Origin of the sequence: Pseudomonas sp. AP42, assembly GCF_001728935.1 — a bacterium.
GTDB lineage: Bacteria > Pseudomonadota > Gammaproteobacteria > Pseudomonadales > Pseudomonadaceae > Aquipseudomonas > Aquipseudomonas lactis.
This window is the reverse complement of sequence record NZ_LYSO01000041.1, coordinates 1-19,049: the sequence shown is the minus strand read 5'-3', so window position 1 is coordinate 19,049 and position 19,049 is coordinate 1. Positions and strand designations below refer to the sequence as shown.

Here is a 19,049-nt window from a genome sequence, read left to right as displayed (position 1 = left end):
GCAAACAGCTCAAAGAGCTAGGGCTTAAAGTTAAAGTGATTTATTAAGAGTAAGATTTTTTTGGTATTACGAAGATGCATCTGCCAATGATTTGGCAGGGAGGGATTCTTGCGTTACTACCGGGTTTGCGCACGAGATTCGAACGCAAGAAAAAAAGGTGGAGAGTCGATCTGTAAGCCGGGTTCTGTCTTGAACAGTCATTCGTCTACGATGGCCATCACTGGACATCTTTAGCAACCTACCCGGTCCCAGCGCGGGCCACGCCTTGGGACCCTATTTGGTCTTGCTCCAAGTGGGGTTTACCTAGCCACGAACTGTTGCCAGTCGTGCGGTGCGCTCTTACCGCACCTTTTCACCCTTACCGGCACCGAAGTGCTTAGGCGGTTATTTTCTGTGGCACTTTCCGTAGGCTCACGCCTCCCAGGCATTACCTGGCACTTCGCCCTATGGAGCCCGGACTTTCCTCCCCCCCCTAATTTTCATAGAGGGCAGCGACTGTCCAATCGACTCTCCGCCGCGAAGGTTAACGGCACGGCGGCTTGAGGACAAGTATTAAAAGTGCAGCATTGCCATCACGTTCAGACGAAATACAGTTTTGGCCCCGGAACTATTCGGCCTTCTGTTTATCGAGCGCGACCTGATACAACACATTCTTGCGCACCCCGGTAATTTCGGCAGCCAGGGCGGCGGCGCGCTTGAGTGGCATTTCCTTGAGCAACAAATCGAGGACGCGCACGGCCTCGCTGCCCACCGCGTCTTCATTCTCCGGCGCGGTCCAGCCGGCTACCAGCACCACGCATTCGCCGCGCTGCTGATTGCTGTCGCCCTCGACAAACGCCCGCAACGCCTCCAGCGGCAGCCCCTTGAGGGTTTCGAACGTCTTGGTCAACTCCCGGGCCAGCAAGGCCAGGCGCTCGCCGCCAAACACCAGCTCCATGTCTTGCAGGCATTCAAGAATGCGATGCGGGGCCTCATAGAAGATCAAGGTGCGCGGCTCTTCTTTAAGTGCCTGCAGACGCGCCCGACGCCCTACGGCCTTGGCGGGCAGGAAGCCTTCGAAGATAAAGCGGTCCGAGGGCAACCCGGCGGCCGATAATGCAGCAATCAGCGCGCAGGCTCCTGGAACAGGCACTACATTGATACCAGCGGCGCGCGCCTGGCGGACCAGGTGGTAACCAGGGTCGGAAATCAGCGGCGTGCCCGCGTCGGAAATCAGTGCAACGTCATCACCCGCCAAAAGGCGCGTGATAAAGCGGCTACCCTCTTCACGTTCGTTGTGTTCGTGGCAGGCCGCTAATGGCGTGCTGATACCAAAATGCTGCATCAACCGTTGGGAGTGCCGCGTGTCTTCTGCCGCGATCAATTTCACCTCGCGCAACACTTTCAGCGCCCGGGCACTGATGTCGTCCAGGTTGCCAATGGGCGTCGCCACCACAAAAAGCGAGCCAGCAGTGGAATTCAAAGGACCTGGAGCAGTCAAAGCGCACACCTCGATGGTTGGCAAAAGTCACATTGTAGCGCGTAGAAGCCTTGAAAATATGCCATCACGGCCGATGCCGTTTCAGCCACCGTCAGCTACTGGCAACATTTGCACGACCTAAATCCACGGTTTAACGCCATGAACATCGCGCCTGGGCCAGTGCTTGGGTACACTTCCACGCTAATTTGATCGGTATCAGGAACACTTACATGATCGCTTGCCTGCGGCTGCTCTCCGCCCTCTGCCTCGCTGCCTTGCTGGCCGCTTGCGCCAGTTCGCCTTCCTCCAGTCTTGGCGAACTGCCACGCACGCCCGATGCCAGTATCGAGCAACTGCTCGAACAGGCGACGAACGCCAAGACGCCAGAAAAAGCCGCGTTGCTGCGCCTGAGCGCGGCAGACCTGGCCTACCAGCAGAACAATCCCGGCCGCTCCTCGCAGATCCTTGCGCAAGTGCCCCTGGATGCCCTGAAGCCAGCCGCGCAAGTATTTGCCAGCACCCTGGCCGCAGAACTGGCAATGGGCCGCAACCAGCCCAAGGCGGCCTTGGCAGCGCTGAACCACCCCAGCCTGCAAAGCCTGAAGGAACTGCCGACCGACCAGCAGATCCGCACCGGCACCGTGCATGCACGCGCCTATGAAGCCGACGGCCAGACCCTCGCCGCCGCTCGCGAGCGCGTGGCCATGGCGCCCCTGCTGACGGGCGAGGCTGCCAGCAGCAACCACGAAGCCATTTGGGTATTGATTGCCGCGCTGCCAGCCGAACAGCTGCAAGCCACCGGCAACCCGACACTCGATGGCTGGATCACCCTGGCCCAGGCGGTCAAGGGCGCCGGTACGCTGGAGCAACAACAAGCCGCCATCGACACCTGGCGCGCGCAGAACCCGGGCCACCCGGCGGCGGTGCAACTGCCAGCGCCGCTGACCAAACTCAAGGAACTGGCCAGCCAGCCCCTGAACAAGATCGCCCTGCTGCTGCCCCAGGAAGGCCCGCTGGCCGCTGTGGGCAAAGCGCTGCGCGAAGGTTTCATGGCGGCTCACTACCAGGCTGAGCAAGCCGGGCAGAAGCCACCGGTTATCGAGTTCTATGACAGCTCGCGCCTGACCTCCCTCGACGACTTCTACGCCAAGGCCCAGGCCGCCGGCGTGCAACTGGTGGTCGGCCCGCTGGAAAAGCCGCTGGTCAAGCAACTCAGCGCACGCCCGCAATTGCCGATCACCACCCTGGCCCTGAACTACAGCGAGACCGATCAAGGCCCGGCGCAGCTGTTCCAGTTCGGCCTGGCCGCTGAAGACGAAGCCCGCGAAGTATCGCGCCGTGCCCGTGCTGATGGCCTGCATCGCGCCGCCGCCATGGTGCCCCGTGGCGAATGGGGTGAGCGCGTCTACAAGGCGTTCCGCCAGGATTGGGAAGCCAATGGTGGCACCGTCATGGGCGTGGAATATGTCGATCAGCCTGTGGCCCTGGCCCAGCAGATCGCCGATCTGTTCCAACTGCGCAAGAGCGAAGGCCGCGCCAAGAGCCTGCAAAGCACGGTCGGCACCGACGTCGCCGCCCAGCCTTCGCGTCGCCAGGACATCGAGTTCATCTTCCTAGCCGTCACGCCGCAACTGGCCCAGCAGATCAAACCGACCCTGAACTTCCAATACGCTGGCGATGTGCCGGTGTACGCGACCTCTCACGTGTTCAGTGCCAGTGGTGACCGCAACCAGTACCTGGACATGACCAATGTGATGTTCTGCGAAACACCTTGGCTGCTTAACACCACCGACCCGCTGCGCAACCAGGTCGCCGCACAATGGCCGCAAGCCAATGGCAGCCTGGGCCGCCTCTACGCGATGGGCGTGGATGCCTACCGCCTGGCGCCACGCCTGGGCCAGCTCAAGGCACTGCCGGACACTCGTGTCGACGGCCTCTCGGGCAACCTGGGCATCAGCGCCAACCAGCGCGTCGATCGCCAGATGCCGTGGGCGAAGTTCGTCGGCGGCGACATTCAGCGCCTGCCTGATACCCCACGCTGATGCCCGAGCGGTCCAGCGCACAAAGCGGCAAGGATGCCGAACTGCATGCACTCAATTACCTGCAACAACAGGGTCTGCGCCTTCTGGCGCAGAACTGGTTATGTAAACGCGGCGAGCTTGATCTGGTCATGCTTGACGGCGATACAGTAGTATTCGTCGAAGTCCGCTACAGAAAACACGCACAATGGGGTGGCGCGCTCGCCAGTATCGACGGGCGCAAGCGTCAAAAGCTGATACTCGCTGCGCAGTTTTTTCTGCAAAAAGAGCATCGCTGGGCTGACTGCCCCTGCCGTTTCGATGTGGTTGCCATGGAAAGCACCCCGTCAGGCACAGCTGATCTGACCTGGCTCAAAAATGCCTTCGACAGCTGATTCGCCGGGCAACCTCACCACTCATTTTTGCTCTTTGCTTTGCGGGCTGCACATTACCTGTGCCAAACAGCCGCGCTACTTAAGGTCACACAGATGGACATGCAATCCCGAATTCGCCAGCTTTTCCAGGCCAGCATCGACACCAAGCAACAGGCGATGGACGTACTTGCACCGCACATCGAGCAAGCCAGCCAGGTGATGGTCAATGCCTTGCTCAACGAAGGCAAAATGCTTTCGTGCGGCAATGGCGGTTCGGCTGGCGATGCCCAGCATTTTTCCTCGGAGCTGCTCAACCGTTTCGAACGCGAGCGCCCGAGCCTGCCGGCCATTGCCTTGACCACCGATTCGTCGACGATCACTTCGATTGCCAACGACTACAGCTACAACGAAATCTTCTCCAAGCAGATCCGCGCCCTCGGCCAGCCGGGCGATGTATTGCTGGCGATTTCCACCAGCGGCAACTCGGCCAATATTATTCAAGCGATCCAGGCCGCACATGATCGCGAAATGATTGTCGTAGCCTTGACCGGTCGCGACGGCGGCGGCATGGCGTCGCTGCTGCTGCCAGAGGACGTGGAGATTCGCGTCCCGGCCAATGTCACTGCACGTATCCAAGAAGTTCATCTGCTGGCGATCCACTGCCTGTGCGATCTGATCGACAGCCAACTGTTCGGGAGTGAAGAATGACCGTTAATCGCCTCAGTCTTTTGGCCATCACGCTGTGCGTCGCCATCAGCGGCTGCAGCTCGGCTATCACCGCTACACGGGACACCCCTATCCAGGATGACCGGGGCACACGCACCTTCGGCAGCACCATTGATGATTCGCTGATCGAAACCAAGGTGAAGGTCAACGTTGCCAAGGCGGCTACCGACCTGGGCAACGGGGCCTCGCGCATCGTGGTAACCAGCTTCAACGGTGTGGTCCTGCTGGCAGGCCAAACCCCGCGCGCCGACCTCAAGGCCCAGGCCGAGCAGGCCGCCGCCGGCGTGCAACGCGTCAAGAAGGTCCACAACGAACTGCAGGTCATGGACCCGATCACCCTGCTGGCCATCAGCAACGATGCCCTGCTGACCACCAAGATCAAGGCCCAGATGCTGACCGACAGTGCGGTGCCTGGTTCGCGGATCAAGATCGTCACCGACAATGGCATCGTCTACATGATGGGCCTGCTGACCCAGGCCGAAGCCACCCGCGCCGCCAACCTGGTGCAGGGCGTGTCGGGCGTGCAGAAGATCGTGAAGGTGTTCGAATACATCGACTGATGTAGAGTCCTTGATCGTTCCCACGCTCTGCGTGGGCACGCATCCCGTGACGCTCCGCGTCACCACCCCACAGGCCGCGACTTTTGCGCCATCAGTGGGACGCGGAGCGTCAGAGCGGGCATTCCCACGCAGAGCGGGGGAACGATCAAAAAAGGGCGCCGTGCATTGACTGCACGGCGCCCTTTTTAGTGTTTAACGTTTACTGGTATTGCTGGTACGGGTTGCCCTGGAACTGGTTGTTCTGCTGTGGCGCCTGCTGCTGGCCCGCAGGTTGGCCGTATTGCTGGCCAGGGATCGGGCCGAGGTTGACCTCGACACGACGGTTCTGGGCACGGCCGTTCACATCGCCGTTGCTGGCAATCGGGTTATCCGGGCCGGCACCGCGTGCGCTCAGGTTGGCACCGTTGACGCCTTGGGAGGTCAGGTAGTTGGCCACGCTCTGCGCACGGCGCTGGGACAGGTCCATGTTCAGTTGACGGCTACCGGTGCTGTCGGTGTAGCCAACGATCTGGATGGTGTTCTGGTTGAACTGCTTGAGGGAGTTGGCCAGGTTGTTCAGCGGCTGGTAGAAGCTGCTGGAGATCGCGTCCGAGTTGGTGGCGAAGGTAATGTTACCCGGCATGATCAGCTTGATCTGGTCACCCTGGCGCTGCACCTCAACCCCGGTGTTGGCCATGCTTTCACGCAGTTTTTTCTCTTGCTGGTCGGCGTAGTAGCCATAACCTGCCGCACCGGCACCCGCAACCACCGCGCCAATCAGCGCGCCCTTGCCACGGTTGTTATGGTCGATGGCCGCACCGGCCAATGCGCCAGCCAGCGCACCGAGGCCGCCGTATTTGGCGGTTTTGCTCATGCCGCTTTCGGAACCATTGCTGGCCTGTCCCTGGCTGCCGTCATAAGGGTTAGGTGAGGCGCAGCCAGACAACAGGGCTACGGCGGTAGCGACAACAAGCAGACGACGCGGAGTGAACATGAAGGAAGCTCCTACTTTTGCATTCTGTGATGCAGAGGACATTGGCAATGGACCTGTGCCGAGTTTGGAACGCGACAAACGGCAAAAATTCCGTGAAGGGGTGCGTAAAGCATAGCTGTCTTTGGCTTGGGTCTGTGCCTGTGTGTCTGTACCGGCTTGTATCAGAGCCGACAACCCATCACGCACGCACGAAAGGATTCTCCCGCATCTCATCGCCCAGCAACGTATCCGGCCCATGCCCAGTGACCACCGTCGCGCCTTCGTCCAGCGTATACAGGCGCTGCTTGATCGACCGCACAATCGTCGCCTGGTCGCCGCCCCATAAATCCGTACGCCCTACGCCACGACGAAACAAGGTATCGCCAGCGATCAACAGCTTGGCGTCGGCAAACCAGAAACTCATCGAGCCTGGCGTATGCCCTGGGGTGTGTAAGGCTACCCCACAGCCGCAGGCCAGTTCTTCGTCATGCTCCAGCCAGCGATCCGGCGACGGCACTGGGACGTACGGCACGCGAAACATCTGGCATTGCATTTCCAGGTTGTCCCAGAGAAATTGATCCTCTTTGTGCAGGTGCAGCGTGGCGCCGGTCTTTTCTTTCAATTGCCCGGAGGCCAGGAAATGATCGAGGTGAGCATGGGTGTGGATAATGCTCACCACCTTCAGGCCCAGTGCATCAAGGCGCGCCAGGATCAACTCGTGATTGCCGCCGGGGTCGACTACGATGGCTTTTTTAGTGATCGGGTCGCCAATGATGGTGCAGTTGCACTGCAACGGCCCGACGGGGAAGGTTTCGCGAATCAACGGTTGTTTTTCAATAGTCATGGGTGTCCTGCAAGCTCTCTGGCGCGTTCCAAGTGCAGTATGGTGTAGCTTACCCCTGCTCTGGAAGGCGTCGATTGCGCGGTCTATCCGCTGCTAAGCTACACAAGCGCCATTGAAATCCCCTGCTGCAGTCAGTCGCATTTGGAGCAACACCCATGGCGAATCAACAGATCATCTGCGAACACTGCGACTGCGTGTACGAGAAAGTCACGCTCGCCAAACATCAGAAAGCCCTGTGCGTACGCTGCTCTGGCGTGCTGCAGCGCTATAACGGCCTGTCCGTGCAACAACGTCTGGCCCTGACGGTGACTGCCGCAGTGCTGTGGACCTTTGCCAACTTTTACCCGGTGATGAGCATCAGCCTGCAAGGCTTGAAAAACAGCGCCACCCTCTGGGACTCAGTGGTTGCACTGAGCCTGGGGCCGATCACATTCATTGCATTGGTGGCGGCCATTTCCATCATTATCGCGCCGGTGTTTCAACTGCTGTTGCTGATCTGGGTGCTGAGTTTCGCCTTGGCCGGTAGGCGCTCGCCGGCGTTCAAGCTGTGCATGCGCTGGCTCGAAGCGCTCAGGCCGTGGAGCATGCTGGAGGTGTGCCTGCTGGGCGCGATGGTCGCGGTGTTCAAGCTGGCCGGCATGCTGGACGTTATTCCTGGCACCGGCCTGTTTGCCTTGGCTGCCCTGAGCCTGTTGCTGATCCGCATTGCCGGGCGCGATGTGCGCGACCTGTGGGACACCGTATGAATTCACCGCCTACCGCCCGCGAGCTGAACCTGTGCCTGTGCCACACCTGCGGCCAGCCCTGCGACATGCGCCTTGAACCCACCGAGTGCGAGCGCTGTGGCGCCGCGCTGCATCGGCGCAAGGTGCAGTCCCTGACCCGAACCTGGGCCTACATGCTCACCGCCCTCGCCTTTTATGTCCCGGCCAATTTACTGCCGGTGATGAACACCACCATGCTCGGCTCCGGCGCAGACAGCACTATCATGAGTGGCGTGCTGGAGTTCTGGCAGCACGGCGCCTGGGACATTGCCCTGATCATTTTCATCGCCAGCATTGCCGTGCCGGGCATCAAGTTCTTGTCGCTGGGGCTGCTGCTGGTCACCGTGCAGCGCAATAGCCAGTGGGCGCGCAAAGAGCGCTCGAAGCTGTTTCGGTTTATCGAACTGATCGGCTATTGGTCGATGCTCGATGTCATCGTGGTCGCCCTGGTGGCCGCGCTGGTGAAGTTTCAAGCCCTGGGCACGATCGAACCGCGCCTGGGTATTCTGTTTTTTGGCCTGGTGGTCGTGTTTACGATGCTCGCGGCCATGAGTTTTGATCCCCGGCTAATCTGGGAAAACCCACCTAACGAGGAGACCTCGGATGAGCTCATCCAAGGCTGACACCCCTGCGGGGCAACCCGTGATCAAGACGCGTCGTTTCAGCGTTTCGCTGGTCTGGATCGTGCCGATTGTCGCTGTGCTGGTGGGGATCTCGCTGGTGATTCACAGCATCATGCAACAAGGGCCGACCATCGTCCTCAACTTCAAGACCGGCAGCGGGCTGATAGCCAACAAGACCGAGGTCAAATACCGCAACGTGGTGATCGGCCAGGTAACCGCCGTGGCCCTGAGTGATGACCAGAAAAGCGTCAACGCCACCGTCGAACTGGTCAAACAGGCCGAAAGCTTCACCCGCGAAGATTCGAAATTCTGGGTGGTGCGCCCGCGCATTGGCGCAGGCGGCGTGTCGGGCATCGACACGTTGTTGTCCGGCGACTACATCGGCGCAGACATCGGCCAGTCCGAGACCCGCGCTAAACACTTCACCGGTTTGGAAAACCCGCCGCCCATCACTTACGGCGAACCGGGCAAGCGCTTCACGCTGCACACCCAGGCCTTGGGTTCCCTGGACATCGGCTCGCCGGTCTATTACCGCAAAATCCCGGTGGGCCAGGTGGTGGCCTATGAGCTGGACAACGAAGGCAAGGGTGTGAATGTCGAGATCTTCGTGCATGCGCCCAATGACGTGTACATCACTGAGAACACACGGTTCTGGAACGCCAGCGGCGTCGACTTGAGCGTTGGCGCCAATGGCTTCGCGCTGAAAACCGAATCCTTGTCGTCCATGTTGATGGGCGGGATCGCCTTCCAGGCGCCGCCCTACAACCCCAATGACAAACCGGCCGAAGAAAGTCGCAGCTTTGAGTTGTTCGAAGACCAGCAAAGCGCCCTCGCCCCACCTAACGGCAAGGGGCAATACATGGTCCTGCGCTTCGATCAGGCCCTGCGCGGGCTGAAAGTCGACGCACCGGTGGAGTTCCTTGGCGTAGAGTTCGGCAGGGTTGTATCGATCAACCTGGATTTCGATGCGAAGAAACGCACCTTCCCGGTCAATGTCGGCATCGTGATCTACCCGCAACTGCTCGGCGAGGCCCACACCAAGCTGCTCAAGGCCATGAACAATAACCCTGACGATGAGGCAGCCGGCGTACGCCTGATTGGTACCTTCATCGAAAACGGCCTGCGCGCCCAGGCCCGCAGCGGCAACTTGCTGACTGGCCAGTTGTACATCGCCCTGGACTTCTACCCCAAGGCCGAGAAAGTCGCATTCGACCCGAACCAGCGCCCGGTGGGCATCCCCACCATCCCGGGCAACCTGGAGCAACTGCAAGAGAAGTTCGAAGGCATCGTCAACAAGATCAGCCAACTGCCTGTCGAGCGCATTGCCGGCAACCTCGACGCCAGCCTGGTCGAACTGCGCAAGGGCCTGGCGCAATTCAACGCCAAGACGCTGCCGGGTGTACAGACGACCTTGGCCGACGTGAGCAAGACCCTGCAATCGGCCAGTTCAACCCTGGCCGAAGACTCGCCGCAGCGTGAACAACTGACCCAGACCCTCGACGAGTTGGGGCGCATGTCGCGCTCCCTGCGCGAGCTTTCGGATTACCTGGGCCGGCATCCGGAGTCGCTGATTCGCGGCCGCCCCGATAACGCCGCACCGACGGACCTGCAAGGGCCACCCCGCAAATGACCATTGGAGCCGCCATGACATTGCCGTTGAAGATCACATTGCTGGCCACCCTGCTGCTGCTCGGTGCCTGTCGCAGTGAACCCATCGCCTTTCACACCCTGACCCCGGCGCACTTGAGCCCGAGTACGCGAGCAGAGGCCGGCGGTGTACGCATTGAGAGCATCAGCGTGCCGCCTCAGGTCGACCGCGCGCAAATAGTGATTCGCCAGGGCGACAGCGGCCTGGCGATTCTTGAAACTCAGTGGTGGGCCGCCACCCTCGCCGATGAACTGAGGAGCGCCTTGGTCGATCAGTTGGCCAACAGCAATGCCCGGCAAGCCGTGGCTTTGCGCGTAGAGGTGCAGCGCTTTGACTCGGTACCCGGGCAGTACGCGCTGCTCGATGTGCGCTGGCGCCTGAGGCAAGTCAATGGCGACCGTCCGGCGTTGACCTGCCGCACCACTTTGCAGTCGCCTGCCGGGCCGAGCATCGACGAGCTGGTGGTGGCGCATCAGAACAACCTCAAGCGGTTCGCGGCGCTGATCAATCAGACCGTCGACACTTCACTCAAGGGCTGCCCGACCGCGCCGTGAGCCACGGGCTCAGGCCAGCAAGCCCATGGACTTGGCCCGCGCGACTGCCTGGGTACGACGCTCCACGCCGAGCTTGCTGTTGATGTGGCTGGCGTGGGTCTTCACCGTGTGCAGGGAGATGAACAGCTGATTGCTGATTTCCTGGTTTGAACAGCCTTGGGCAATCAGCTGCAGCACCGCCAGCTCTCGGGTGCTCAGGGTTTCCTGTTGAGGTGAGGCTTCAACCGCAATGACTTGGGGCAGCAGCGCCAGCAGGCTCTGGTTGAGCAGCCCATGGGAGTGCTTGCCCAGCTGCTCGCGCATCCACTGGGGGTAACCCTCCAACAAGCGTTGAAACGGCTGCAACGCGCCGCCCGAGCCGGCTTGCAGGGCACGGGCCAATATCGGCCTGGCCTTGGCTTCCTGGCCATGCTCCAGAAGCAACTGCACCTGCTGGACCAGCGCCATCAGGGCAATCATCTGGCGCCCACTGTCATGGGCCTGCTGGGCCAGCGCTTCGAGGCGTTGCAGCGCGCTGTCGGGTTGATGGCGAGTGGCATCGAGCGCGGCTTGTTGCAGCTCGATATGTTGCGGCAGGTGCGGATGAAACTCGGGGGCGGCCGCGGCGTGCTCGCCGTTGTAGGTCTGCCCCAGGCGGGCCAGCCAGGCGTCGGCCAGGTCAGTGCGACCCTGGGCCAGCCACAGCTCGCATTTGATCAGAGTGATCATCGCCAGGTAATAGATCGGCGGCACATCCCAGATGTGCATCAAGCGCTCGGCCTCGGCCAGTTCGGCAAAGGCATTGGCAAACTCCCCACGCCGCCCTTCGAAACTGGCGATGACACAGTGCCCGATCAGCACGCTGATATCGCGGCAGGCGCGGGCTTCGGCCAGGCCGGCGCGCAAACGCGCAAGGCCGGCTTCGGGCTGGTAACGCACCAACAGCAGGTAACCTTCGTAAAGCGACAACCGTGCGCGCACGGCATACAGGCGCTGGGGTGCCAGCCCAAGCAGGCGCTCCAGGCCTTGGCGAACTTCATCCAGAGAACGCAGGATCTCACCCCGCGACTGCAGCACACGCGCTCGGTCGTAATGGGCCAACGCTTCAAACAAAGGGTTACCGACGCGCTGCGCCAGTTCCAGAGATTCGCGGTTCAGGCCACGGGCGCGCCACAGGTCGGCATCGGCGATTGCCAGGTTGGACAGAGTCGAGAGGCACACCAGGCGCTGGCCGTAACGCTTTTGCGGCAGGCTTTCCAACGCCTCTTGGCAATAGCGCTGGGTCAGCTCACGGTCTCCGCGCCCACGGGCAATGATCCCGCTCAGCGCCAACCATTGGGCCAACATGGATTTTTGCGCGGTGGCCGATGGCGCCGGCAGGAAGCGGCTGAGGTAACTCGACAGTTCCTGCGCCGCATCCAGTTGGCATGCGAGCCCCAGCGCCCAGCTGTACAGCACGATCAAACGCGGCGTGCTGATCAGCAGGCTGTCGGGCAGGTCCATCTTCCAGCGCAGCAGCATGCCGATGTTCTGCTCTGCCAGCAGTTGCTCTTCGGACAGGTTCTGCACCAGGTTCGCCGCCACATCCAGGTGCCCGGCCCGCAGCGCCTGCTCCACCGCCTCGTCGATCAAGCCCTGGGCGTTAAACCAGCGACAAGCGCGCAAGTGCAAGCTGGCCGGCGGCAAGGTGGCACTCTTCTCGCGGCGGGTGCGCAGCAGGTCGGAGAACAAATGGTGATAGCGGTACCAGTGCCCTTGCTCATCCAACGGCACCAGGAACACTTGATGAGCCTGCAGATAACGCAGGATTTCTGCGCTGTCATGGGCCTCTCGGATGGCGTCGCACAGTTCGCTGCAAAAGCGCTCTTGCGGTGCGGTGTCGTACAGGAACGCTTGCACTTCTGCGGGAAGGCAGTCGATGACCTCTTCGAGCAGGTAATCGCGAATCAGCCCTTCGCCACCGTGCAGGCTTTGGGGCAAGGCGCCCTCACTGCCGGCTTCGGAGGCCGCCAACAGCCAGAAGCGCAGGCCGGCGACCCAGCCCTCGCTGCGGCGGATCAGGTTTTCCAACGCCTCACCGCGCAACGCATTGCTGTGCCCATCCAGCACCGCCAGGGCCTCGTCGTGGGTCAAGCGCAGGTCTTGCTCATGCAGCTCCAGCAGGTGCCGCGACAGGCGCAGGCGTGCCAGGTGCCAGTCCGGGCGCTGCCGACTGGTGACCAGCACCACCAGGCCATCGGGCAAATGATTGAGGAAAAATTGCAGGCAGCGATCCAGCACCGGGCCCTGGGCCAGGTGATAGTCATCCAGTACCAGCAATAACGGCGAGCGTGCAGACAGGTGCACGGCCAGCTCGTCGAGCAGGCCATCGAGCCATTCTTCGAAGGCAAAGGGTTGGTGACGCTGGCGCATTTTCAGCAAGCCCATGGATTGGGCGCCGAGTTGCGGGAAATACTGTTGCAAGCCGTCGAGCAGCCGCTCCAGGAAACGGCCGGGGTCACTGTCCCTTGGGCTCAGGCCCAACCACAGGCTTTGCCACTGCGCTGGCAAGCCCTGGCAAAACTCCACCGCCAACGAACTCTTGCCAAACCCTGCGGGCGCGCTGACCAGCAACAGTCGCCCATCAAGGCCGGCATTCAGGCGTTCGCACAGGCGCGGGCGCAGCACATAGCCTTCAGGCAGCGGCGGCCTGTAGAAGCGGCCTTCCAGGGTCGGCATCACCACACTGGCAGGCCCATGGGTTCGGGACAGATCAGTCATCGCCGGGCTCTTGTAGAAGGCTGTTGTCGGCATTGCAGATGTCCGCAGACTAGCGGTAAAAGCGGCGGGATTGTAGATCTTTGCAACAAATGGCTGAAAAAGAACTGCGACAAGAAATATCTTCCAGCCGCCAAGAAGTAGGAGCGAGCTTGCTCGCGAAGAACTCCACAACAACGCGTCCCTTCAGGATGGGCGCGTTATCGTTGGCGACCTTCGCGAGCAAGCTCGCTCCTACGGGTGATAATCAGCTCTGTGTGGGAGCGATCATCAGCAGAGGTTAGCGAACACCGTCCTGGCGCAGGGCCGCTGGGGTGAAGTCGCTGGTGCTGGCGGTGAAGCCAAAGTCATAGGCCTGCTTCTCTTCGTTCTTCATGCCCAGTGCCAGGTAACGGCCGGACTGCAGGTCGTAGAGGGTTTCCAGGGCGTACCACGGCACTTGCTTGTCGTAGTAGTTCTCGGCATGGGCTTCAGCAACACGCCACAGTTGGCCACGACCGTCGTAGTGGTCGATCACCGCCGCTTGCCAGGTGTCTTCGTCGATGTAGAAGTCACGCTTGGCGTAGATGTGGCGCTGGCCTTCCTTCAAGGTGGCGACCACGTGCCAGACACGGCGCAGCTCGTAGCGAGCCAGGTCCTGGTTGATGTGGCCAGCCTTGATGATGTCGGCGTACTTGAGCTTGGGATCGTCGACCTTGTAGCTGTTGGAGGCGATGTAGATTTCTTTCTTGCCCTCCAGCTTCCAGTCGTAGCGGTCTGGCGCACCGTTGTACATGTCGAGGTTGTCGGAGGTGCGCAGGCCATCGGCGGCAGTACCCGGGCCGTCATAGGACACTTGCGGTGCCCGACGCACGCGGCGCTGCCCGGCGTTGTAGACCCAGGCCGAACGCGGCTCTTTGACCTGGTCCAGGGTTTCGTGCACCAGCAGTACACCACCGGCCAGGCGCGCTGGCGCAGTCACTTGCTGCTTGAAGTAGAACAGCACGTTGCCTGGGTTTTTCGGATCGAAGTCCTTCATCTTGTCGCGGAACACGAACTGGTCGCGGAAGTACACCAGGCTGTAGGAGCCGTTGGTTTGCGGGGTGGCCTGGGTGACCAGGCGGGTGACGCTGCCGCCGCGATAACGGGTGATGTGGTTCCAGATCACTTCAACGCCGCTCTTGGGAATCGGGAACGGGACGGCGGTTTCGAAGTTTTCCAGGCCGTTGCCGCCGGACACCAGGTTGGTGGTGGTGGCGTTTTTCTTGATCGAGGCAAACACCTCAGCTGGCACGGTGGCGCCGCGATGGGTCGGGTACACCGGCATCTTGAAGCTGTCCGGGTAACGCTTGAACATCGCGTATTGCCCGGGGGCCAGCTTGTCTTTGTATTGCTCGACGTTCTGCGCGGTGATGGTGAACTGCGGTTGCTCGCTGGCATACGGGTTGGCGAGGAAACCACGGGCGTCGACCGCGCCGGCATTGGTCGGCAATGGCGACCATTTTGGAATGGTGCCAGCCGCGTTACCCGCCATCTCGGCGCCCATCGGGGTCAGGGTCGTGCCGAGCTTGGCGGCTTCATCTGCCGAGACTGCCGCCATGACGTTACTCGCCAGGATCGACAGCCCAAGCACACCCACGTGCAACAGACTTTTTGTTATTTTCATGCTCTGGTCTTCCTGAATACATGCCACTTGAAAAGAGTGTGCTTAGAAGTTGGCGCCGAAGCTCAAGGCGACAAAGTCGCGGTCATCCACGGTGCTGAACTTGCCACCAAAGAAGTTGGTGTACGCCAGGCTCGCGGTGTAGGTGTTCTGGTATTCGGCGTCCAGGCCCAGGCTGACCGCCTTGCGACCTTCTTCAAAGTTGCCGCCAGGGCCTGGCGAGTAACCTTTGACGTCATGGGACCAGGCCACGTTGGGCTTGAGGTTCACGCCCGCGAACACGTCCGGGTATTCCCAGATGGCACGGGCGCGGTAGCCCCATGACGTTGCGGTGGTGTAGCCGTCGTTATTGCAGTTGGTGTTCAGGCCGGCAGCGTTGGGCAAGCCGGCGCCGTTGGCGGTGGAGTTGTTGAGGGCGTTGCAGAACCCACCTGGCAGCGTGCCTGGGCCGAACACCGGGTCGCGGCCGTAACGAGCCTGGGATTTACTTTCCAGGCCGCCCACGTGGGTCACGCCGATTTCACCGACGGTGGTGAGGCGACTGGCGCCCATGACCTGGTCGAAGAAGTGCGTGAAGGTGGTCTGGAACTGGGTGACTTCCTTGCGGTTGTAGCCGTGCAGGTCCTGGCCCGGCGTGCCCTTGAGCACGGACGCATTGCCAAAGCCTGGGATCGGCGTGACACCGGCGAACAGAATGTCAGTGGTGCTCAACTGCACCGGCGCATTCGGACGGTAGCTCAACTCACCGCTCCAGGCGGTGCCGGTAGGCAGGGTGGTGGAGAAGCTCAGGCCGTAGAGGCGGATATCTTCCGGGTACTCGACGAAGTAATTCGAGCTGCCCGCCACAATCAACGGCCGCAAGGCTCCCAGTGGCCCCAGCGGACGCGTGTAGGCCGCCGATGGCGCGCCCTGCGCACTGAAGATCGGCGCACGGCTGTGGTAGTTCATGAAGTAGGCGCCGAATTCGGTATCCAGCGGTTCGAAGTTGTAGCGCATGGCCACGCCGAACTGGCCGCTGTCGCGTGCATCACGGTCCGGCCCACGGCGCACCAATACGCCTTCGCTGTTCACGTCCACACCCAAGGCACCCAGGGTCGGCAGGGCGGCAGCAGGAATGGTGGAACGCTTGTTCAGTACGCGCAGGTTATTGCTGCAACCATCGGAGATCACGTCCGGCTGCGAGAAGAACGTGCCGCAGTTGTCAGTAACGGTCTGGTCCCACTCCAGCTGGTAAAACGCCTCGGCCGACAGGTTGTCGGTGAGCGACTGGGACACGTAGAACATGTTCACCGGGATCAAGCCTTCCTTGATCTCGGCCCCCGGACGACGAAACGCCGACACGTCGATCGGGTTGATGGAGTTGATGCCGCCACCGATGAAGGTACTTTCGCCCCAGCTCACCACCTGCTTACCAAAACGCACGGAACCCGGCGCATCGGCAATCGAGTAGTTGTGGTAGACGAAGGCGTCGAGAATCTGCCCGCCCGAAGACTTGGCGCCTTCCTTGCGGTTGTTGTCGCTGATGTCCTTGAACGGACGGCTTTCGTCCTTGAGTTCAAAGTCGTACCAGTACTTGCCTCGCACAAACACACCGGTGTCGCCGTACTTCAGTTCCAGGTCGTGGATGCCCTTGAAGATCTTCGAGAAGGTCTCGCCGCGCTTGAAGTTCAAGTGGCCGTCATCGGAGGTCTGGGACAGGCCCTTGCCGCCGTTGTTGGCACCGATCAGGTCACGATTGGGTTTGGCTGTGGACCAGCTAGCGCCCACGGAAAGCGACGAGTCAAAGCTCCCTTCGATTTCACCAATGTTGAAACTGACGCCGAATGCCGGCCCGGCGAGCGTAGAAGCGAGGCTGACGGCCAGGGGCAGTCTTGCCCGGCGCCAGAACTGGTTTACTGAGGTCATCGACGCTACTCCATGTGCATATTTTATTGTTATGGCAGTGAGCCCTTTCTTCAGATGTAACGGCCGGGATACAACGATTCCAATGCCGCATCGCCACCGAGCCTCCATGGCTCGAAGCGCAACATCCGCGAAAAACTCTGAAAGGGACTATAGCCAGAGGGGGGTAGTGCTTGATCCCTCTAAAGTGTGATTTGCATCACCAACCTGTCTGCCACAACCCTTTCGCCACGCCGACGAAGGTCGACGCGGGAAGGATGGCTGAAATTCGGCAAATCACAAGTAAAGGCTTGATATAGAGCATTGCCGCGCCCGACCGGACGCGGCGAGAGGGTTTAGAGCGTGGACAGGAACGTGCTGTTGTTGGCCTGCCACTCGATGATGTCGACGCGGATACGTTTCTTGTCGAGTTTGCCGACACTGGTCTTGGGAATTTCAGTAACAACGGCGATCTGGCTCGGGATCGCCCACTTGCTCAAATGGCCCAGCTCGACAAAAGGCTTGAGGTGTTCCTTGAGCTCTCGCGCATCGATCACATGCCCTTCACGCACCACCAACAAGGCGAAGGGCCGCTCGCCCCATTGCGGATCGGCAATGCCCACCACCGCCACTTCCCGCACCGCCGGGTGACGGCTGACCAGGTCCTCCAGAGCCAGGGAGGAAATCCATTCGCCGCCGGTCTTGATCACATCCTTGATGCGGTCACGGATATCAATCACGCCGAAGGCATCCAGCGTGGCCACATCACCGGTGTGCAACCAACCACCGGCCCAGAGTTCGGCGCCCTTTTGCGGCTCTTTGTAGTAACCCTCGGTCAGCCACGGCGCGCGCAGCACCAGTTCGCCCTGGGTTTCGCCATCGGCGGGCAGGAAACGACCGTCGGTGTCCATGATTGCCGCCTCGACCAACGGCCCCGGCACACCGGCCTTGATGCGGTAGGTGGTGCGCTCATCTTCGCTGCCAGCCATCAGCTCTTCGTTGAGGTGAGCACAAGACACCAGCGGTCCAGTCTCGGACATACCATACGCGGCGGTCAGTTGAATGCCCCGAGCCTTGGCGGCTTCGTACAGCGAACGGTTGAGGGCGCTGCCGCCGATGACGATTTTCCAACCGCCGAAATCCACGTTCTGCGCAGCCTTGGCGTTAAGCACCATTTGCAGGATGGTCGGCACGCAATGGGAGAACGTCACCTTCTCCTTGCGCCACAGTTCTACCAGGTATTCCGGGTCGTAGCGGCCGGGGTACACCTGCTTGAGCCCGAGCATGGTCGCCACATACGGCAAGCCCCAGGCGTGTACGTGGAACATCGGCGTGATCGGCATGTACACGTCGTTGGTGCCCAGCAGCCGCACGCTGTCGACGCTGCCCATGATGGTCGCCACGCCAATGGTGTGCAGCACCAGTTGCCGATGGGTGAAGTACACACCTTTGGGGTTACCGGTGGTGCCGGTGGTGTAGAACGTGGTGGCGACCGAGTTTTCGTCAAAATCCTCGAAGTCATAGCTGGGGCTGGCGGCGGCCAGGAGGGTTTCGTACTCACCGACAAGATTGGGTAGCTCGGCGGTGTGGATGTCACCATCGGTAATCAATAAGGTCTTGTCGACAGTAGTGAGCTGCCCGGCAATCGCCTGGTAGAGCCCCACGAACTCACTGTTGACCAGCACAAAGCGGTCTTCGGCGTGGTTCATGGTGTACAGAATCTGCTCCGGCGACAGCCGCACGTTAATGGTGTGGATCACCGCGCCAATCATCGGGATGGCAAACATGCACTCCAGGTAACGGTGGCTGTCCCAGTCCATCACCGCCACGGTATCACCGGCCTTGACCCCGGCTTCGGTCAGCACATTGGCCAGGCGCGCAACGCGCTCGATCAGCGTGGGGTAGCTGTAGCGCAGCTTGTCGCGATAGATAATTTCCCGGGTCTTCTCGTAGCGAGTCCCGGACATCAACAGGCGCTTGATCAACAGCGGATATTGGTACGCACCTTCGGCGGGCGGGATAACACGGGTCTGCAACATAAGAATCCCTTTAATGACTGCACGGTCTTGGCTTGAAGACCTGCACTGTAGAGCGCTTATGTTTCAGCCAAATCAGCCAAAGGAATGATTTGCAGGAGCCAGCAAATGCTAGCGTTACGCCACTATCTGGACATCATGGCGCTCCAACAATCGACGGCAACCACGATGCGAAGCGAGTCGCTCTTGATCTGCTCTTGATCTGCTTTTGATCTTGATCTCAAGCGCCCCG

Annotated in this window: 15 protein-coding genes and 1 other RNA gene; 8 read left to right on the top strand and 8 right to left on the bottom strand. The window is 60.8% G+C overall.

Features of this window, described 5'->3' with window-relative positions; genetic code table 11:
• Nucleotides 1–157: 157 nt before the first annotated feature.
• Together rnpB and rsmI are read right to left on the bottom strand one after the other, a co-directional pair.
• Nucleotides 158–511: RNase P RNA component class A (gene rnpB, locus A7K61_RS16405), an RNA gene on the bottom strand.
• Nucleotides 512–607: 96 nt separating this feature from the next.
• A complete protein-coding gene (gene rsmI / locus A7K61_RS16400; protein WP_069557941.1) occupies nucleotides 608–1,480 on the bottom strand; it encodes a 16S rRNA (cytidine(1402)-2'-O)-methyltransferase in 873 nt (290 codons plus the stop codon).
• A 209-nt stretch (nucleotides 1,481–1,689) separates the two neighbouring features.
• Here rsmI and A7K61_RS16395 point away from each other — a divergent pair, with 209 nt between their 5' ends.
• The 4 genes from A7K61_RS16395 (at nucleotide 1,690) to A7K61_RS16380 (ending at nucleotide 5,137) form a co-directional block, all read left to right on the top strand.
• A complete protein-coding gene (locus tag A7K61_RS16395) occupies nucleotides 1,690–3,501 on the top strand; it encodes a penicillin-binding protein activator (RefSeq protein ID WP_003188658.1) in 1,812 nt (603 codons plus the stop codon).
• Nucleotides 3,501–3,872 (top strand): YraN family protein, encoded by a 372-nt coding sequence (locus A7K61_RS16390; RefSeq protein WP_003188656.1) that lies wholly within the window; start codon nucleotides 3,501–3,503, stop codon nucleotides 3,870–3,872. The genes A7K61_RS16395 and A7K61_RS16390 overlap by 1 nt, the downstream gene beginning before the upstream one ends.
• A gap of 93 nt (nucleotides 3,873–3,965) precedes the next feature.
• The gene (locus A7K61_RS16385) at nucleotides 3,966–4,559 is read left to right on the top strand and encodes a phosphoheptose isomerase (protein ID WP_007904374.1); all 594 of its coding nucleotides are present in this window, start codon (nucleotides 3,966–3,968) and stop codon (nucleotides 4,557–4,559) included.
• Entirely contained in the window at nucleotides 4,556–5,137 is a 582-nt protein-coding gene (locus tag A7K61_RS16380; protein ID WP_003188655.1) for a BON domain-containing protein, read from the top strand. Before A7K61_RS16385 ends, A7K61_RS16380 begins: the two co-directional genes overlap by 4 nt.
• 199 nt (nucleotides 5,138–5,336) lie before the next feature.
• Here the strand turns inward: A7K61_RS16380 and A7K61_RS16375 are convergent, their stop codons facing one another.
• Both A7K61_RS16375 and A7K61_RS16370 read right to left on the bottom strand, forming a co-directional pair.
• The gene (locus tag A7K61_RS16375; RefSeq protein ID WP_003188654.1) at nucleotides 5,337–6,110 is read right to left on the bottom strand and encodes an OmpA family lipoprotein; all 774 of its coding nucleotides are present in this window, start codon (nucleotides 6,108–6,110) and stop codon (nucleotides 5,337–5,339) included.
• A 178-nt stretch (nucleotides 6,111–6,288) separates the two neighbouring features.
• Nucleotides 6,289–6,933 (bottom strand): MBL fold metallo-hydrolase, encoded by a 645-nt coding sequence (locus tag A7K61_RS16370; RefSeq protein WP_003188651.1) that lies wholly within the window; start codon nucleotides 6,931–6,933, stop codon nucleotides 6,289–6,291.
• A gap of 155 nt (nucleotides 6,934–7,088) precedes the next feature.
• Here A7K61_RS16370 and A7K61_RS16365 point away from each other — a divergent pair, with 155 nt between their 5' ends.
• The 4 genes from A7K61_RS16365 to A7K61_RS16350 are packed head-to-tail and all read left to right on the top strand — an operon-like array spanning nucleotide 7,089 to nucleotide 10,522.
• Nucleotides 7,089–7,679, top strand: coding sequence for a paraquat-inducible protein A (locus A7K61_RS16365; RefSeq protein WP_014716964.1), 591 nt, complete (start codon nucleotides 7,089–7,091; stop codon nucleotides 7,677–7,679).
• Nucleotides 7,676–8,320, top strand: coding sequence for a paraquat-inducible protein A (locus tag A7K61_RS16360; protein WP_034134887.1), 645 nt, complete (start codon nucleotides 7,676–7,678; stop codon nucleotides 8,318–8,320). Before A7K61_RS16365 ends, A7K61_RS16360 begins: the two co-directional genes overlap by 4 nt.
• Nucleotides 8,301–9,950: an intermembrane transport protein PqiB gene (locus tag A7K61_RS16355; RefSeq protein WP_044271921.1), complete on the top strand. Its 1,650-nt coding sequence runs from the start codon at nucleotides 8,301–8,303 to the stop codon at nucleotides 9,948–9,950. The genes A7K61_RS16360 and A7K61_RS16355 overlap by 20 nt, the downstream gene beginning before the upstream one ends.
• A 14-nt stretch (nucleotides 9,951–9,964) precedes the next feature.
• On the top strand, nucleotides 9,965–10,522 hold the full coding sequence (locus A7K61_RS16350) for a membrane integrity-associated transporter subunit PqiC (RefSeq protein WP_044271919.1): 558 nt from the start codon (nucleotides 9,965–9,967) through the stop codon (nucleotides 10,520–10,522).
• A 9-nt stretch (nucleotides 10,523–10,531) separates the two neighbouring features.
• Here A7K61_RS16350 and A7K61_RS16345 read toward each other — a convergent pair whose 3' ends face one another.
• The 4 genes from A7K61_RS16345 to A7K61_RS16330 all read right to left on the bottom strand — a co-directional run bounded on the left by A7K61_RS16345 (nucleotide 10,532) and on the right by A7K61_RS16330 (nucleotide 18,820).
• Nucleotides 10,532–13,261, bottom strand: coding sequence for a LuxR C-terminal-related transcriptional regulator (locus A7K61_RS16345; RefSeq protein ID WP_069557940.1), 2,730 nt, complete (start codon nucleotides 13,259–13,261; stop codon nucleotides 10,532–10,534).
• Between the two features lie 277 nt (nucleotides 13,262–13,538).
• Entirely contained in the window at nucleotides 13,539–14,903 is a 1,365-nt protein-coding gene (locus A7K61_RS16340) for a DUF1329 domain-containing protein (protein WP_003188642.1), read from the bottom strand.
• Nucleotides 14,904–14,945: 42 nt separating this feature from the next.
• Nucleotides 14,946–16,805: a DUF1302 domain-containing protein gene (locus A7K61_RS16335; RefSeq protein WP_003188640.1), complete on the bottom strand. Its 1,860-nt coding sequence runs from the start codon at nucleotides 16,803–16,805 to the stop codon at nucleotides 14,946–14,948.
• Nucleotides 16,806–17,137: 332 nt separating this feature from the next.
• Nucleotides 17,138–18,820 carry a fatty acid--CoA ligase gene (locus tag A7K61_RS16330; protein WP_069557939.1) on the bottom strand — a complete coding sequence of 561 codons (1,683 nt, stop codon included), beginning with the start codon at nucleotides 18,818–18,820 and terminating at the stop codon, nucleotides 17,138–17,140.
• Between the last annotated feature and the right edge of the window lie 229 nt (nucleotides 18,821–19,049).

Excerpts from the sequence above, each read along its gene's own strand:
- A7K61_RS16395 (WP_003188658.1), top strand. The coding sequence starts at position 1,690 with ATGATCGCTTGCCTGCGGCTGCTCTCCGCCCTCTGCCTCGCTGCCTTG.
- A7K61_RS16390 (WP_003188656.1), top strand. The coding sequence starts at position 3,501 with ATGCCCGAGCGGTCCAGCGCACAAAGCGGCAAGGATGCCGAACTGCAT.
- A7K61_RS16385 (WP_007904374.1), top strand. The coding sequence starts at position 3,966 with ATGGACATGCAATCCCGAATTCGCCAGCTTTTCCAGGCCAGCATCGAC.
- A7K61_RS16380 (WP_003188655.1), top strand. The coding sequence starts at position 4,556 with ATGACCGTTAATCGCCTCAGTCTTTTGGCCATCACGCTGTGCGTCGCC.
- A7K61_RS16375 (WP_003188654.1), bottom strand. The coding sequence starts at position 6,110 with ATGTTCACTCCGCGTCGTCTGCTTGTTGTCGCTACCGCCGTAGCCCTG.
- A7K61_RS16370 (WP_003188651.1), bottom strand. The coding sequence starts at position 6,933 with ATGACTATTGAAAAACAACCGTTGATTCGCGAAACCTTCCCCGTCGGG.
- A7K61_RS16365 (WP_014716964.1), top strand. The coding sequence starts at position 7,089 with ATGGCGAATCAACAGATCATCTGCGAACACTGCGACTGCGTGTACGAG.
- A7K61_RS16360 (WP_034134887.1), top strand. The coding sequence starts at position 7,676 with ATGAATTCACCGCCTACCGCCCGCGAGCTGAACCTGTGCCTGTGCCAC.
- A7K61_RS16355 (WP_044271921.1), top strand. The coding sequence starts at position 8,301 with ATGAGCTCATCCAAGGCTGACACCCCTGCGGGGCAACCCGTGATCAAG.
- A7K61_RS16350 (WP_044271919.1), top strand. The coding sequence starts at position 9,965 with ATGACATTGCCGTTGAAGATCACATTGCTGGCCACCCTGCTGCTGCTC.
- A7K61_RS16345 (WP_069557940.1), bottom strand. The coding sequence starts at position 13,261 with ATGACTGATCTGTCCCGAACCCATGGGCCTGCCAGTGTGGTGATGCCG.
- A7K61_RS16340 (WP_003188642.1), bottom strand. The coding sequence starts at position 14,903 with ATGAAAATAACAAAAAGTCTGTTGCACGTGGGTGTGCTTGGGCTGTCG.
- A7K61_RS16335 (WP_003188640.1), bottom strand. The coding sequence starts at position 16,805 with ATGACCTCAGTAAACCAGTTCTGGCGCCGGGCAAGACTGCCCCTGGCC.
- A7K61_RS16330 (WP_069557939.1), bottom strand. The coding sequence starts at position 18,820 with ATGTTGCAGACCCGTGTTATCCCGCCCGCCGAAGGTGCGTACCAATAT.